The 14,880-nt window shown below is 47.9% G+C and carries 8 protein-coding genes; 5 read left to right on the forward strand and 3 right to left on the reverse strand.

Going from position 1 to position 14,880, the window contains the following annotated elements; translation table 11 throughout:
* Positions 1-45: 45 nt before the first annotated feature.
* Genes HQ865_RS01875 through HQ865_RS01885 form a run of 3 tightly spaced genes read right to left on the reverse strand, consistent with a single transcriptional unit; the run spans position 46 to position 6,902 of the window.
* Positions 46-2,604, reverse strand: coding sequence for a phosphocholine-specific phospholipase C (locus HQ865_RS01875; RefSeq protein ID WP_173413258.1), 2,559 nt, complete (start codon positions 2,602-2,604; stop codon positions 46-48).
* A gap of 1 nt (position 2,605) precedes the next feature.
* The gene (locus HQ865_RS01880) at positions 2,606-2,902 is read right to left on the reverse strand and encodes a hypothetical protein (protein WP_173413259.1); all 297 of its coding nucleotides are present in this window, start codon (positions 2,900-2,902) and stop codon (positions 2,606-2,608) included.
* A gap of 40 nt (positions 2,903-2,942) precedes the next feature.
* Entirely contained in the window at positions 2,943-6,902 is a 3,960-nt protein-coding gene (locus HQ865_RS01885; protein WP_173413260.1) for a two-component regulator propeller domain-containing protein, read from the reverse strand.
* Positions 6,903-7,190: 288 nt separating this feature from the next.
* Here HQ865_RS01885 and HQ865_RS01890 point away from each other — a divergent pair, with 288 nt between their 5' ends.
* The 5 genes from HQ865_RS01890 to HQ865_RS01905 all read left to right on the forward strand — a co-directional run bounded on the left by HQ865_RS01890 (position 7,191) and on the right by HQ865_RS01905 (position 14,850).
* Positions 7,191-8,177 carry a family 43 glycosylhydrolase gene (locus HQ865_RS01890; RefSeq protein WP_173413261.1) on the forward strand — a complete coding sequence of 329 codons (987 nt, stop codon included), beginning with the start codon at positions 7,191-7,193 and terminating at the stop codon, positions 8,175-8,177.
* 99 nt (positions 8,178-8,276) lie between these two features.
* Positions 8,277-11,297: a SusC/RagA family TonB-linked outer membrane protein gene (locus tag HQ865_RS01895; protein ID WP_173413262.1), complete on the forward strand. Its 3,021-nt coding sequence runs from the start codon at positions 8,277-8,279 to the stop codon at positions 11,295-11,297.
* Between the two features lie 11 nt (positions 11,298-11,308).
* Complete coding sequence (locus tag HQ865_RS25830) at positions 11,309-11,497, forward strand: hypothetical protein (RefSeq protein ID WP_202020438.1); 189 nt, start codon at positions 11,309-11,311, stop codon at positions 11,495-11,497.
* Between the two features lie 71 nt (positions 11,498-11,568).
* On the forward strand, positions 11,569-12,978 hold the full coding sequence (locus HQ865_RS01900; protein ID WP_202020439.1) for a RagB/SusD family nutrient uptake outer membrane protein: 1,410 nt from the start codon (positions 11,569-11,571) through the stop codon (positions 12,976-12,978).
* 150 nt (positions 12,979-13,128) lie between these two features.
* Positions 13,129-14,850 (forward strand): arylsulfatase, encoded by a 1,722-nt coding sequence (locus HQ865_RS01905; RefSeq protein WP_173413263.1) that lies wholly within the window; start codon positions 13,129-13,131, stop codon positions 14,848-14,850.
* Positions 14,851-14,880: the final 30 nt, after the last annotated feature.

Below are 14,880 nucleotides of genomic sequence, written 5' to 3' on the forward strand. Positions count from 1 at the left end.
CGCGCAGGCTTGTACGTACCTATAATTCCACAGGTAGATTTTTTATTAAACAACACCACCCATCACCGGGTCCGTAAAGCTTGATTTGCCGGTTTCTACCCGGCCTGCATATCGTACAGCAAACGAATTGTGCCCGTTAACTTTTACGCTGAAATCGTACCATCCGTGATTTTTTTGCAGGTCGATAATCAGCGGTTCGCCTTGTGTTTTACCTTTTACTACTTGTTTGATATTGTTATTGTGATATCCATGATGGTTGATCTCGACTGTGTAGTCCTTGCCGCTTAAATTATTAAGGCGCAGGCTTACATTGCCTGTCAGCGTGTTTTTATTTAAACGCGAACGCTGATATTCCAGCGTAATGGCCAGTTGCGGATCTTCGGCATTGCCCATAAACTCGCGGTAAAAGCCGTTCGGGCCGTAAACTCTTAAATGGTAATTGTCGTGTTCAAATTCGTGCAATGGCCATTGATCGGCTAAATCGGTGCCGGGCTTTAAGCCATAAGCCCAGGTGCGCAGCGGCGCTAACTGATCCTTACCCATCTGCATATAGTTACCCGGTGCATAAACATTAAACGGCGCGCCCGCGGTGGCTTTGCCGAACACCTCGTTTTTATTGTCGAATTTTATTTCAAACGATTTCTTATCTGCGCTTAAACGCCCGTCAACCTGTAACTGGTAAGGGATTGAACACGATGGTTTAATGCCTGCTTCCTGTTTGGGCATGTAAGGCGATGCATGTGGCGTGCTGTTAAATGTCGTGATCTCATCCGTGGTAAGTTCGTGATAGTTATCCGGCAGCTTTTTAAACTTGGCCTGGTGGATGCCTGCCAAAAATTCTTTTCTTGGTACCGGGGCCGGACTATGTAAAGGCGCGGCGTCGCCGGATCTGAACACTGAAGTCAAATCGCCGCAGATAGTCCGGCGCCAATCGCTGATGTTTGTTTCTTTTATTGGTTTGCCGGTTTTGTGGCTTATAAATTTTTCCAGGAATTGGAGAGTAGAGGTATGGTCGAATACTTCCGAATTTACCCAACCGCCCTTGCTCCACGGCGATGCGATAACCAGCGGAACACGGAAGCCTAAACCGATCGGGCTTTCGCGGTCGTATTTTTCGGGGAAGCCTTTTCGGGCTTGCTCCTGTTCCAGCGTTACAAACTCCACACGGGTATCCATTCCGGGTGTTACCTTGCCGGTGCCGGCCTTGTGCGAGTGCGGCGCAACAAAGGGAGGGACATGATCGAAATAACCGTCATTCTCATCGTAGGCTAAAATGAAGATGGTCTTTTTCCAAACCTCGGGATTTTTGGTCAGGATATCGATCACTTCAGATACATACCAGGCCCCGAACCATGCCGAGGTGGGGTGATCGGAAAAGTTTTCGGGTGCGGATATCCACGATACCGTAGGTAATTTACCACTATCCACATCGGCACGGAACTGGTGCAGCACATCGCCCTTAGGGATTTTTAGCATGCGTTTGGTGCCGTTATCATCGTATTCAAGGTCAACCAGTTCACGGTGATCGGGCGCGTTACGATTGGTATCGAAAGCTTTGCGGTGCAGGCTTTTTTGTTGTTCGGTTAAACTGTCAAAAGGTTTTTTGCGGATGTTTTCCAACTGTGTGTTAACCGATGTGGCCTCGGCCTGCATTTTAGCCAGTTTAGCCTTCAGTTCTTGGGTTTTCGCATCACCCGCCGGCAGATCGGCCATTTGTTTTTGCAGTTGAGGGATGCTCTCTTTTAAGTCGGCAGCGCCTTTCTCTAAGGCACGCACATGCAAATCATACAAATGGATATGATACTGCCCGAAAAACTCCAGCGGGTTATCCTGGAAATTGGAAAGCCAGGCATCTTCCTCGCCTTTAAAGCCTGTATCAATGGCTACTTCATTCTGATAGCATTTCCACGATACGCCGCGTTCTTCCAGGCGCTCAGGGAAGGTGGTCCAGTTCAGTGTGCCGTAATCCATGTCGTCGTTCCACACATGTGCCCTCGAGTTTTCGTTTTGTTCGGCTCGGATGGTTCCCGTCCAAAAGTGTAATCGGTTAGGGTTGGTGCCGGTAAGCGACGAGCAGAAGTTTTGATCGCACACGGTAAAGGCATCTGCAAGGGCATAATAGAATGGGATATCCTCGCGGGTGTGGTAGCCCATTGTTAAAGGCATATCGGCATAGGCTTTTGTGCCGCTACGCTTCACGTTTAGCCATTGATCGTAACGGCCATCATTGCGGGCATCAACCTGGTTTTGCCACGAGTGCGGCAGCGAATGCATCCAGGTAGCCTTGGTACCCTTAATATCCAATCGGAAGGGCGTATAGGTTTTACCCGCGGCATTGCTTTGCAGCCAAACCTTATTTTTATTAGGCAGGTCGATAGCCTTTGGATCGTTAAAACCGCGTACACCCTTCAGGCTGCCATAGCAATGGTCGAACGAGCGGTTTTCCTGCATCAATATCACAATGTGTTCAGCATCCAGGTAGGTGCTGCCCGGCGCGGCGTTTATCGCCATCGCCTTTTGTATCGATTCGGGGATCAGGCCTGGCAAACTTGCCGCGCCGGCTAATAATGCTGCTTTTTTTAAAAAATCTCTGCGGTTGTCCATTTTAGTTTTTGTCAAAATTACCGGGCATCAGTTGTTTGCACAGACCAAAGGATAAGGTCATGCCGTTGCCGCCTACGCCGTTTATTACGGTTACGCCAGGTTCAATGTTCATAATAAGTTCAGTTTCACCGTTGGTCATTTTGGGGTAGATGCCATGCCATGATTGCAGCAATTCCCAGTTTTTAAAGTTAACGAATGTACGAAGGTAATCGATTATAATAATGGCCGATCTGCCCATATATATACCCGGCTCTTCGCTGATGTGAAATAAGCGGGGCGTGTCCACCTGTTTTTGCATGCGCTATGTGATGAAATTGGTATTGTTGCTTGCTGCAAAACTAAGATTTTAAAGTTTTTGAAATATAAACCGATGGCGATACGCCAAACTGTTTTTGAAACGCCCGGCTTAGCACGGCGCTTGAGGTAAAGCCAACCTCTTCTGCTATCTCGTAAATTTTGTAATCGCCGGTAGTCAACATTTCAGCTGCTTGTTTTAACCGGGTTACCGTTACCAGTTCGGCGGGCGACAGATCGGTAATGGCTTTTACCTTGCGGTATAGGGTAGGCCGGCTTAAATTCATTTGCTCAGCAAGTTCTTCCACATCAAAATCCTGCTTTGTGAGGTTCACTTTGATCAGTGTATCCAGCTTATGCAAAAACTCGCTATCGGCTTTGGAGTGCGCCATTGTTTTCAAATTGGCCACTGGCGAATGCGCATAATGTTCCTTTACAATGTCCCGGTTCTTCAGCAGGTTAACGATCTGCATTTTTAAATGCCTTGGTGAAAAGGGTTTTTCAATAAACGCGTCCGATCCGCAATCCAAGCCCTCTATTTTGCTGGCGAAGTTGTTTTTAGCTGTTAAGAGGATGAACGGGATATGGCTGAAATTGATATCGCTTTTCAGCTGCCTGCAAAATTCAAACCCATCAATACCAGGCATCATCACATCGCTTATGATCAATTGTACCGAATGCTTTATCAATATTTCCTTTGCATGCGCGGCATCGCCAGCCGTTAGTACCGAGTAGGCTTCCGACAGAAGGCTTTGTATAAATTCACGAAAATCGGGTTGATCCTCTACGATCAGTACCACGGGTTTGGTCGGTTCAGTCTCAATTTCAGGCGCTGTGGCCGTACTTGTTTCGCCTGAATTATCAGGCCCGATATTCATTTCCACAGCCTGGTGTAGTGGAATAACGAGTTTAAAAGTGTTAAGCTGATCCTGTTCGGCCAAATACTCCAACTTACCCTGGTGAAGATCTACCAGCGCCTTGGCCAGTGGCAGGCCAATCCCGGTACCCGGCTTATGACTGTGCTGTTCTCCCCGGACGAAGGGTTCAAATATCTTTCGTGCGGTATCCGGCGATAGAACTGGTCCATCATTCTTCACAATGATGCAAAACTCATCTTCGTTCTCCTTCAGTAAACGAACGATCATCCTGCTATCGGCATATTTGATGGCATTGCTCAACAGGTTGCTCAATATTTTATTGAATGCATCGTGATCGATATAGGCAATCAATTGGCTATCGGTTACATCTATTTGCAGATCGAGTTTGGCCTGTTGGGCCTGCTCACGGAAAAGCGCGCAAAGGTTGATCAGTAGTGCCGATATATTGGTACGGTTAAAATTCAAACTGTAACCATCTATCTCCGTGCGCCTGAACGAGAGCAACTGATCAACCAGATCCAGCAGGCGGTCGGTATTACGGTTAACCAGCATCAGGTCGTTTTTAGCGGTGCCGATATCGTCGGCCTGCATTACTTTTTCAAGCGGGGCTTTAATGAGCGATAGCGGCGTACGGATCTCGTGTGTTACATGGGTAAAGAAATCTATCTTGGCCTGGTAGATCTCCCGTTCCTTTTGGGTTTCCAGGTAGGCAATTTTGCGGCGGTTCTTTTCTTCTGACCTATCATGCAGTAGTTTATACACAAAGTATATGGCCACGCAAACCAGTATCATATAAAAAATGGTGGCCGGCAATCCTGCATAAAATGGCGGGGTAATGCTGATCTTTAGCGTACGCACCGGTGTCTGCACACCGTTATCGCCAACAGATGCACGCACTTTAAAAACATAATCGCCCGGGGCTACCTGGGTATAATATACGCGCCGGTTAGCTGGCAGGGTGATCCAGTTTTTATCCAGCCCATCTATTTTATAGCTGTAAATAGCTGTACCGGGTGAGGCGTAACTCAAAGCAGAGAAATCTATACTAAAGGTTGTTTTGCCGGGACCAAGCGTTACATGGCCGGCATAGGGCAATTGTATCTGTCCATCGTCCGTGTCATCGGTTGTTTGATGATCAGCCTGAAGCCCGGTGATGTATAGCTGCGCGCGCGTTTGCGCATTTACCGGAGCCTGCTGCCAATGGCGTATAAATCCCTTAGATGAGCCAAAATACAGCCGCCCCTGCGAATCTTTAAAAGCCGAACGGTAGTTAAACTGGTCATTCAGTAACCCATCGCCCTTGGTAAACGCGTGTACATTGCCCTGTGCCGGTTCCATACAGATCAACCCGCCCGAACTGGTTACCCATAAGCGCCGCTTATTGTCTTCTATTACATTAAAAAGGTACTTATCGTTAAACTCGGCCGGCAGCTTATACTTGGTAAAGCCTGCTTGCTTTATATTGTACTGGCATAAGCCGCCGTTTTCGGTGCAAAGCCATATGCGTTGGCTGCTGTCCTCGTAAACGTCGGTAACAACGTTGCTGGTCAGGGTGCCCTGTACGTCGGGCTGATGCTCAAAATGCGTCCAGTATTCATTTTGGGGCGATAGGGTATAAACCCCGTTGCCAAAGGTGCCCACCCATATTTTACCCGAATGATCTTCGATAATGCTGGATACGTAACATACGCCCAATTCATTAACGTGTGTAAAGTTATCGCCGGTTTGATTGTAGCGGTAAAGGCCAAGCTGCGTACCGAGATAGATCTGCCCCGACCGGGTTTTAAAAAGCACGTTAACAAAGTTGGTCTTCAGGTCGTGCTCCCCCGGGCCAAAGCCATAATGGCGGATCACCTTTAAACTATTTATATCCAGGATATCCAGTCCATGCTGATAGGTGCCCACCCATAGTTCCTTACCCACACTCAGCAAGCCATGGATGTTATTGTAGGAGATACTGCCGGGCTTCCCGGTAAAGCCTACGTGCGTAAAGGTGTTATCACGCAAATTAAGTCGGTTCAGGCCGGCATCTTCTGTACCTACCCATAAGTAGCCGTTGGTATCCTGGCAAAACTCGCGCACCAGGTTGCCATGCAGCGATCCCGGTGTGTCCTTGGGGAAGAATTTTTCAAACTGCGCGCCCGTTGCCGAATAGTAATTCACCCCGCCGAAGTAGGTGCTGATCCACATCCCCTTCTCGCTATCCTTAGTAATGGTATAAACGGCATTGTCGCTTAGGCTGTAGGGGTCGTAAAAGTTTTTGCGCAGGTTTCGTATCGATCCTGTCGTGGTATCATAAATATAAATGCCCGATTCGGTACCGATCCAGATATGGCCATTCCCATCCGGGCAAAAGGCGCGCGCCATGATCTCGGTATGGTCTTCGTCAAAAGTGAGGATGTCCTTATAGGTAATATCGGCAATATTAAGCAGCTTAACCCCATGATTGGAGGTGCCGATGTACAAATGACCCGCACCGTCCTTCCATATTTTTTCGATACGACGGGCCGTTATAGCGGGTGTGTTTGCAAATACATCGTAGTATTTAAACGACCAGGTATCGGATGCGAAGCGCACCACATAACCCGATTCGGTAGCCAGCCATAATTCGTTAACCGAGCCGCGGGCAATTGCAGTCAATCGTTGCGCGTTGGCTATTTCTATGGTCTGGAAATGCCCGTCGTGCGTAATGCAGTATAGCTTACCCGAAGCGATGAACCAAACGTTATGCTTTTCGTCTATCACAATACCATCAATAATTTTGCCGGCGGTGCGTGTTTCCAGTTCAAACCGCTCCAGCTTCATATCAAAGCGGTAAAGCCCGTTTTTGGTGCCGATCCAAAGCTTATAGGGATCGTCCTGCGTTAGGTTGTATACATAATTGTTGCCCAGGCTAAACTTATTGCCTGGCGTGTATTTGTACGATTTAAAAAGATACCCATCAAAGCGGCACAAGCCATCGCGGGTGCCAAACCACATAAAGCCCTGCTTATCCTGCAGGCTGCATAACACGCTGTTATAGGGCAAGCCGTCCTCTACCTGGTAATGCCTGAAATAGTAAGGCTGCGCGATGGAAAATACCGGCGCGAGGCTGAGCAGGAAAAGGAAGATGGTAATTCGCTTCAATGGTTTTAGTGCAATTGGTAATGTGGCAGTACGAATATAAATATTAAACGCTGCTACGAAAGCCGCAGCTATGGATTTGAACGCTGGTGCAAACAAATTGAACGATTGTGCACATCTGCCGCACCCATACGGCTAAGCAGGTAACATCACAATTGAACGATTGCGCAAACAAATTGAACGCTTGTGCCAACCAGTAAGACCCGATTCCTGCCCAATTTTGACTTACCGGATGCATTGCCGACCAGGCACCGCCGGCTAACAACCAATTAAAAAACCTATTTATTACTTATGATGACCAAATTTACCTGGCTCATTCTTTTCTGCTGTATCCCGTTCTGCCTTTTGGCGCAGGAAAAACCGAAGATGTATTATACCGACACCTCGTCCACTGGTATTAAAATAGCCAAGGACCCGGTTGTGGTGAAGTTTAAGGGATGGTACTGGATGTATTATTCAAAACAAGCCTTTCAAAACACGGCCGACGGTATGCAGGGTTGGAACATTGGCATAGCGCAAAGCCGCGACCTGTACCATTGGAAAAAGGTTGCCGAAATAAAACCCGATGCCGCTTATGAACAGCATGGGCTCTGCGCCCCGGGCGCTACGGTAAGGGGCGGGAAGATCCACCTGTTTTACCAAACCTATGGCAATGGCCCTAAGGATGCCATCTGCCATGCATGGTCTGCCGATGGCATTAATTTTACCCGCGACGCTACCAACCCTGTTTTTTCTCCCAAAGGCGAGTGGACCAACGGCCGGGCCATCGATGCCGAGGTATATCATTACAATAATCAATACTTCCTGTTTTTTGCAACGCGCGATAAAGCCGGCGAGATCCAGAAGCAAGGCGTAGCTACGGCGTCAAATAACACCAATTTTAGTCGCGGCGAGTGGAAGCAGGCCACCGATGATGCCATACTGGCACCGCAACTGCCCTGGGAGGGCAAATGCATAGAGGGCGCCAGCATTATTAAGCGCAATAACAAGCTGTATATGTTTTATGCCGGCAGTTACAACAACATGCCCCAGCAAATTGGCGTAGCCGAAAGTGCCGACGGCATTCACTGGCGCCGTGTATCTGATAAACCCTTTTTGGCAAATGGTAAGCCCGGCAGCTGGAACTATAGCGAATCGGGGCACCCAGGCATATTCGAAGATGACGACGGGCAGACCTACCTTTTCTTCCAGGGGAATAACAATCATGGCAAATCCTGGTACCTGTCGAACGTAAAAATCGGCTGGAACAGCGAGGGTCCGTACTTAATGCCCGAATAATTTAAAAAAAGAAGAGCAACCCTAAATAAACGCGTATGGCAAGAAACGAGCAATCCATTTATTAAACCACAATAACCAAATTATAACCAACCAAAAATTATGAGATATAAACCTTTACTTGTAAAAATGATGGCAACGGCGGTTTTGCTGTTGATTGCCATAAGCTTTACGGAGCATGTGCTGGCCCAAACAGCAAAGGCCCCGGTAACCATCACCGGTAAAATTGTTGATGAGCAGACCGGCGAAACCTTGCCCGGCGTTACCGTCAAGGTAAAAAACACCACTCGGATGACCAGCACTAACCTTGCCGGCGTTTACAGCATCGCCATAAACAATCCGCAGGAGGTGCTGGTGTTTACCTTTGTGGGTTACGAGCCACAGGAGCGGGCTGCCGGATCGTTAAAAACCATCAACATATCCTTAAAACCTACCGCAAGCAACCTGAACGAGGTGGTAGTAGTGGGTTACGGTACGCAGAAGAAGCAATTTCTGACAGGTTCTGTAGCCCGGGCCAACCTTGAGGCGTTTCACGATGCGCCTGATGCCAACTTTGTACAAATGCTGCAGGGTACGGTAGTGGGCCTAAACATTGGCCAGGTAAACGTAGCCGGCCAAACCCCGGCGATACAAGTGCGTGGTGCATCTACCCTAAATGGTAATACTACGGTGCTGATCATCCTGGACGGGATCCAGTATAATGGCGACCTGCAATCTATCAACCCTGATGATATTGCCACGATAGATGTGTTGAAGGATGCCAGCGCTACCGCTGTTTACGGGGCGCAGGCTGCTAACGGGGTAATTTTAATTACTACCAAAAAAGGTAAGCAAGGGAAAACCCGTGTAACTGCCTCCAGCTCGTACGCTACGCAAACGCCAACCCAAAATCTGAAACCACTTGATCCTGATGCATATCAGGAGCATGTGCGGATGCTTTACTATCAGCAGGCTTATTTGGCGCCCGATTATACCACGCCCGACCCTACTTTCAACCTTAATCTTCATCTTGATGCGGCATCAAGAGCTAACGCCGCCGCCGGAAACAGCTACGATTGGTGGGGTAATTCTACCCACCTGGGGCATATGTACGATAATAAGGTAAGTATTTCGGGCGGGACGGATCAGATCAACTACCTGATGTCGTACAATAACACTAATCAGCAAGGCTTTATTGTCAACGACCTTTTCAAAAGGCAAAGTGTGCGTGTGAACCTGGAAACCAAGATAGCTCCGTGGTGGACAGCAGGTGTGCAATCATTCGCCACATTTGTTAATAAAGATGGGGCAGAACCTACGCTGGCAGATATCATTCGCTTTTCTCCGTTTGTTGTCCCTTTTAATGCCAGTGGCGACTTGCTGCAAAACCCGGATAACACCGTTGGCCTTAACCCCTTCCTGTCGCAATATGTTGATGATATAGAACGGAACGATTACTTCTTCGCCAATTTTTATACCGATATCAAATTTCCCTTTATGAAGGGGCTGTCATACCGCATCAACTACGGTAATAACTACCGCGATACTAAACAGTACCGTTCAAGTAAATACGCGCAGAACGGGCTTGGCGAAGCTTACAAAAACAATACCTTTTACAACGATTATACACTCGATAACATCCTGACCTATCAGCGCGATTTTGGCAAGCATAGCATAGAGACCACTTTGCTATACGGTTCAATCGAGCGTAAAAACCAAAACACCAATGCCGATGCCCGCCAGTTTACGCAGCTAACTTTAGGTTATGATGGTATACAGCAGGGCGCTATTCAGCTGGTATCATCAAGCGCCTATAAAGAAGCTTTGGCTTACCAAATGGGGCGCGTAAACTACAAGTACGATAATAAATACTTATTGACCGGTACGGTACGCCGTGATGGCTTTTCGGGTTTTGCCCAAAATAACAAATGGGGCATTTTCCCTTCGCTATCGGCCGGCTGGATAGTTACCAACGAAAAGTTTTTGAAATTACCATGGCTTAACTACCTTAAATTACGTGGCGGTTATGGCATAAGCGGTAACCAAACCAACCGGTATGCCTCGCTGTCAACCGTATCATCAAGCGCGGCCTATGTATTTGGCGATGTAAGCACACCGGCTTTTGGCCAGCAGCAAACCGCCATCGGTAACTCCAACCTGCGCTGGGAGAAAACAACCGGCAAAAGCTTGGGTATCGATTTTGAAGTGCTGCACTCCCGCTTAACCGGTAGTGTAGATATGTATGATAATATTACAACCGATCTGCTGTACAATGTGGCCATCCCTTATGCTACGGGCTACAGTATCATCGCCACTAACATTGGCAAACTTCAAAACCGCGGGTTAGAAATTTCATTGACCAGTAAGAATATCAGCAGCAAGGATTTTGACTGGACAAGTACCGTAAACTTCTCCACTAACTCTAATAAAATATTATCGCTGCTGGGGCAGGATAATAACCACGATGGTGTGGAAGACGACCTTATTGCCAGCAACCTATTTATCAACCGCTCCATCGGTACGGTTTATGGTTATCAAACAGCTGGGATATACCAGCTTGCTGATAAGGATATCCGTACGGGATATTTTCCGGGGAACTATCGCATAGTCGACCAGAATGGAGATAACCTGATTACCCCGACCGACGACCGCGTGGTGCTTGGCCGCACCGAGCCTGCGTACCGCGTTAGTTTGCTGAACACTTTGCGTTACAGCAATTTTACCTTAACCTTTTTCCTTAACTCCATACAGGGTGGTAAAAACGGTTACTTGGGCGCAAGTTCGGTACCACTTGTTTTAAATGATAACACAGTTAGATGGAATTACTTAAGCGCGCTGAACTACTGGCAGCCTAATAACCCTGGCGGGACACAACCTTTTTCTGTAACCGCACCGGCAATAGCCCCGACTATTTATTCGGACAGGAGTTTTGTACGCTTACAGGATGTGACTTTAAGTTACCGGGTTCCTAAAAAGCTGACTGATAAATTACACCTGCAAAACCTGAGTGTGTTTGCCAGTGGTAAAAACCTGGCTACCTGGACAAAATGGAAAGGCTGGGACCCTGAAACCAACCAGGCGCTGATCCCTGATGGCAGGCCTGTGTTAAAGGGCGCTTCCTTTGGTTTAAATGTCTCATTTTAAATTAATTGACAATGAAAAAGTTATCTTTAATACTGATCTTAACGACATTTTTTACCAGCTGTAAAAAAGATTTCCTGGACGAGAAACCTACCGCGTTCCTCAGTTCAACAAATGCTTATACCAACTACGCCGGCCTAAACGCTACCGTTACCAATATTTATGGACTGATACGCAGCGAGTTTATAGCAGCGATGAGGTAAAACCCTTCGATTACATTTATGGTACCGACCTGATTTTTGACGGACAGGCGGCCATAGACAGGCACACCAACATGGTTGGCGCTTATGGTGTTACCAGTGCGATACCGCTGGTGCACTATCAAAGCCTTTTTAAAATTGTATCCGAAGCCAATATCGCCATCACCTATGCAGCAACGGCCACATTAACGGATGCGCAGCGTGATGAGATAGTTGGACAGGCCTTATTTTTCCGTGCTTTTGCCTACCGTACCCTGGCTTACATGTATGGTGGCGTACCGCTGATCACCGTGGCAGTAGATGCGCCGCGTACCGACCTGGTAAGGGCAACGCGCGACGCAGTTTTAGCACAATGCATTACCGATTTAACCACTGCCGCGCAAAAATTGCAACCCATTAATAAGGTAGCCGATGGCCGGATCAGCAATTTAGCCGCCTATCACCTGCTTTCGGAGGTAGATATAGCCGCCGGAAAATTCCAGGATGCGATAACCGCTGCGTCTACCGTTATAAGCGATCCTAATATGGCGTTAATGACCACCCGTTTCGGTTCGCGTTCAACCCAGGCCGGTGGCGATGTTTATTGGGACCTGTTCCGCGAGAAGAACCAGAACAGGGGCGCCGGTAATAAAGAGGCGATTTGGGTGATCCAGTTCGAGACCGACGTACTTGGCGGTGCCAACGTATCAACATCCCGAACCAACGGTTATATGCTGGAAAGGCAATGTGTGCCCGGCTTTGGTATTTCATCGGGCGGTGTAGCCTTAATGCTTTTCCCGTCAGATGCCGGTACCAACGGCCTCAGCACCGGTACCGGTGGCAGGGGGATTGGCTGGGGGCCAACTACCAAATATTTCACCAACACCATTTGGGCCAGCGATTTTAGTAACGATATCCGCAACTCGAACATGAACTTTATACGGCAAACCGTTATTAATAACCCTGCTTCAAGTCAGTACGGCAAGATACTGAATACCGAAGCGCCGCCAACTGGATATACATCGCCCAGCAGGCAGTTTTTCCCATATCAGTCAAAAGCCACAACATTACAACACCCGGCTGCATTATACCTAAATGCAACAACCGGTACATTAAGTGCGAATGCCGGCGATACCTACCTGGATCAATATATGTTCCGTTTAGCCGAGACTTACCTGTTGCGTGCTGAAGCCTACCTGGGTTCGGGCGACCTTACCAAAGCTGCTGCCGATATCAACGTGGTTAGGGCACGTGCAAAAGCATCGGCAGTATTACCTGCAAACGTGAACATCGATTACATACTTGATGAGCGTATGCGCGAACTGGGTATTGAAGAAAAGCGCCGGGTAACCCTGATGCGTTTAGGCTTGATATACGACCGCGTGAAGAAATGCAATCCATATTACGCTGGCGAAATGTTGCAAACCTATAACCTGTGGCCCATCCCGTCGGCAGAGATCGAGCGTAATAAGGATGCCGTGCTGACGCAAAACCCCGGCTATTAAAATATAACAAAGGCCCCGGGGTTAGCAAAATTTTCCGCCTGCGGAAATGGTTTATTGTTAAAATTGGTATAGGCCCGGTGTGTTCTTGCGGCGCACCGGGTTCCCCGGGGTTTTTAAATGATATTTGATCTACCTATAAAACATACCCATATGCTAAAGTTGAGTACTTTAAAAAAAGGATGCGTTGCCCTATCGATAGTTACCCTGGCTTTCAACGCATCGGCACAAAACAAGGAGAACCGGCGCCCCAACATCGTTTTAATTATGGCCGATGATATGGGATATTCGGATATTGGCTGCTATGGCGGGGAAATAAAGACCCCCAATATCGATAACCTGGCGAAGAATGGCTTACGCTTCTCCCAATTTTACAATACTTCGCGCTGCTGCCCTACACGGGCATCCTTGCTGACGGGTTTATACAGCCACCAGGCCGGTATCGGCGATATGACCTTCGATCAAAAACAGCCCGGTTACCGTGGTTATCTTACCGAAAACACCGTAACCATTGCCGAGGTATTAAAAAAAGCAGGCTATCAAACCGGCATGGTAGGTAAGTGGCATGTTTCAAACACTTTTTTAGGGCAAAAGGATGAGCACCTGAAATGGCTGAACCATCAAAGTTATAAGCCATTCTTTTCGCCGGTTGAGCAATACCCGGTGAACCGGGGCTTCGAAAAATATTATGGCACCATCTGGGGGGTAAACGATTACTTCGATCCGTTTAGTTTAGTGAATGGTACCGAACCGGTTAAAACCGTGCCTAAGGATTTTTACTATACCGATGCCATTAACGATACCGCGTCGGCATATATTAAACAGTTTAGCAAAACCGGGAAACCGTTTTTTCTGTATGTGGCCAATACGGCACCACATTGGCCGCTGCATGCCCTTCCCGAGGATATTAAAAAGTACGAGGATACCTACAAAGCCGGCTGGGATGCCATCCGCGAAGCGAGATATAAAAAACTGATAGCCGAAGGGGTGTTCCCTGCCGATAAAAACATCTTATCTAAACGCTGGAAGCCCAATCGCAAATGGGAGGATAACCCAACCAAAGACTGGGATGCGCATACCATGGCCGTACGCGCCGCAATGATAGACCGGATGGACCAGGGCATAGGCCGTATCATCAAAACATTAAAGGAGACCGGTCAACTGGATAATACCCTCATTATCTTTTTAAGTGATAACGGCGCCAGTTCGGACGATGCGCAAAAATATCTGCCCGGAAACGACCGTCCCGGTGAAACACGGACTGGTCAGAAGATCATTTACCCTGCCAATAAAGATGTGAACGCGGGCCCCGAAACAACCTTTGCCTCGGCCGATGAAATGTGGAGCAATGTGGCTAACGTGCCCTTTAGATATTGGAAAACAGAACCTTTTGAAGGTGGTATCTGCACCCCCATGATCGCCTACTGGCCAGCTGGCCTTAAAACGCCCAAGGGCAGCGTAACCACGCAAATGGGCCATGTGATGGACTTTATGGCCACCTTTGCCGAACTGGCCGGAACTACTTACCCTACTGAATTTGAGGGCAGAAAAATCACCCCAACATCCGGCATAAGTTTGGTCCCTATCCTTAAAGGCAAAAAAAGACAAGGCCACGATTACCTGTTTTTTGAACACATTGGCCGGCGGGCGGTGATACACGGCGATTGGAAGCTGCTTGCCCTGAACAATGCCCCGTGGGAACTTTATAACTTAAAGGAAGACCGCTCAGAAATGCATGATCTGATAACCGAACACCCCGATATTGCGGAAAATTTAACTAAGGCCTGGCAGGAATGGGCCAACAGCCACAATGTATTGCCCAAGCCAGTAAAAGCCGAAGCTAATAAGCAACCGGCAGACATGTCTAACGACTAACAGATTGACGTGGTGCATTCAAAAAAATTG

This window comes from Mucilaginibacter mali (assembly GCF_013283875.1).
GTDB classification, from domain to species: domain Bacteria; phylum Bacteroidota; class Bacteroidia; order Sphingobacteriales; family Sphingobacteriaceae; genus Mucilaginibacter; species Mucilaginibacter mali.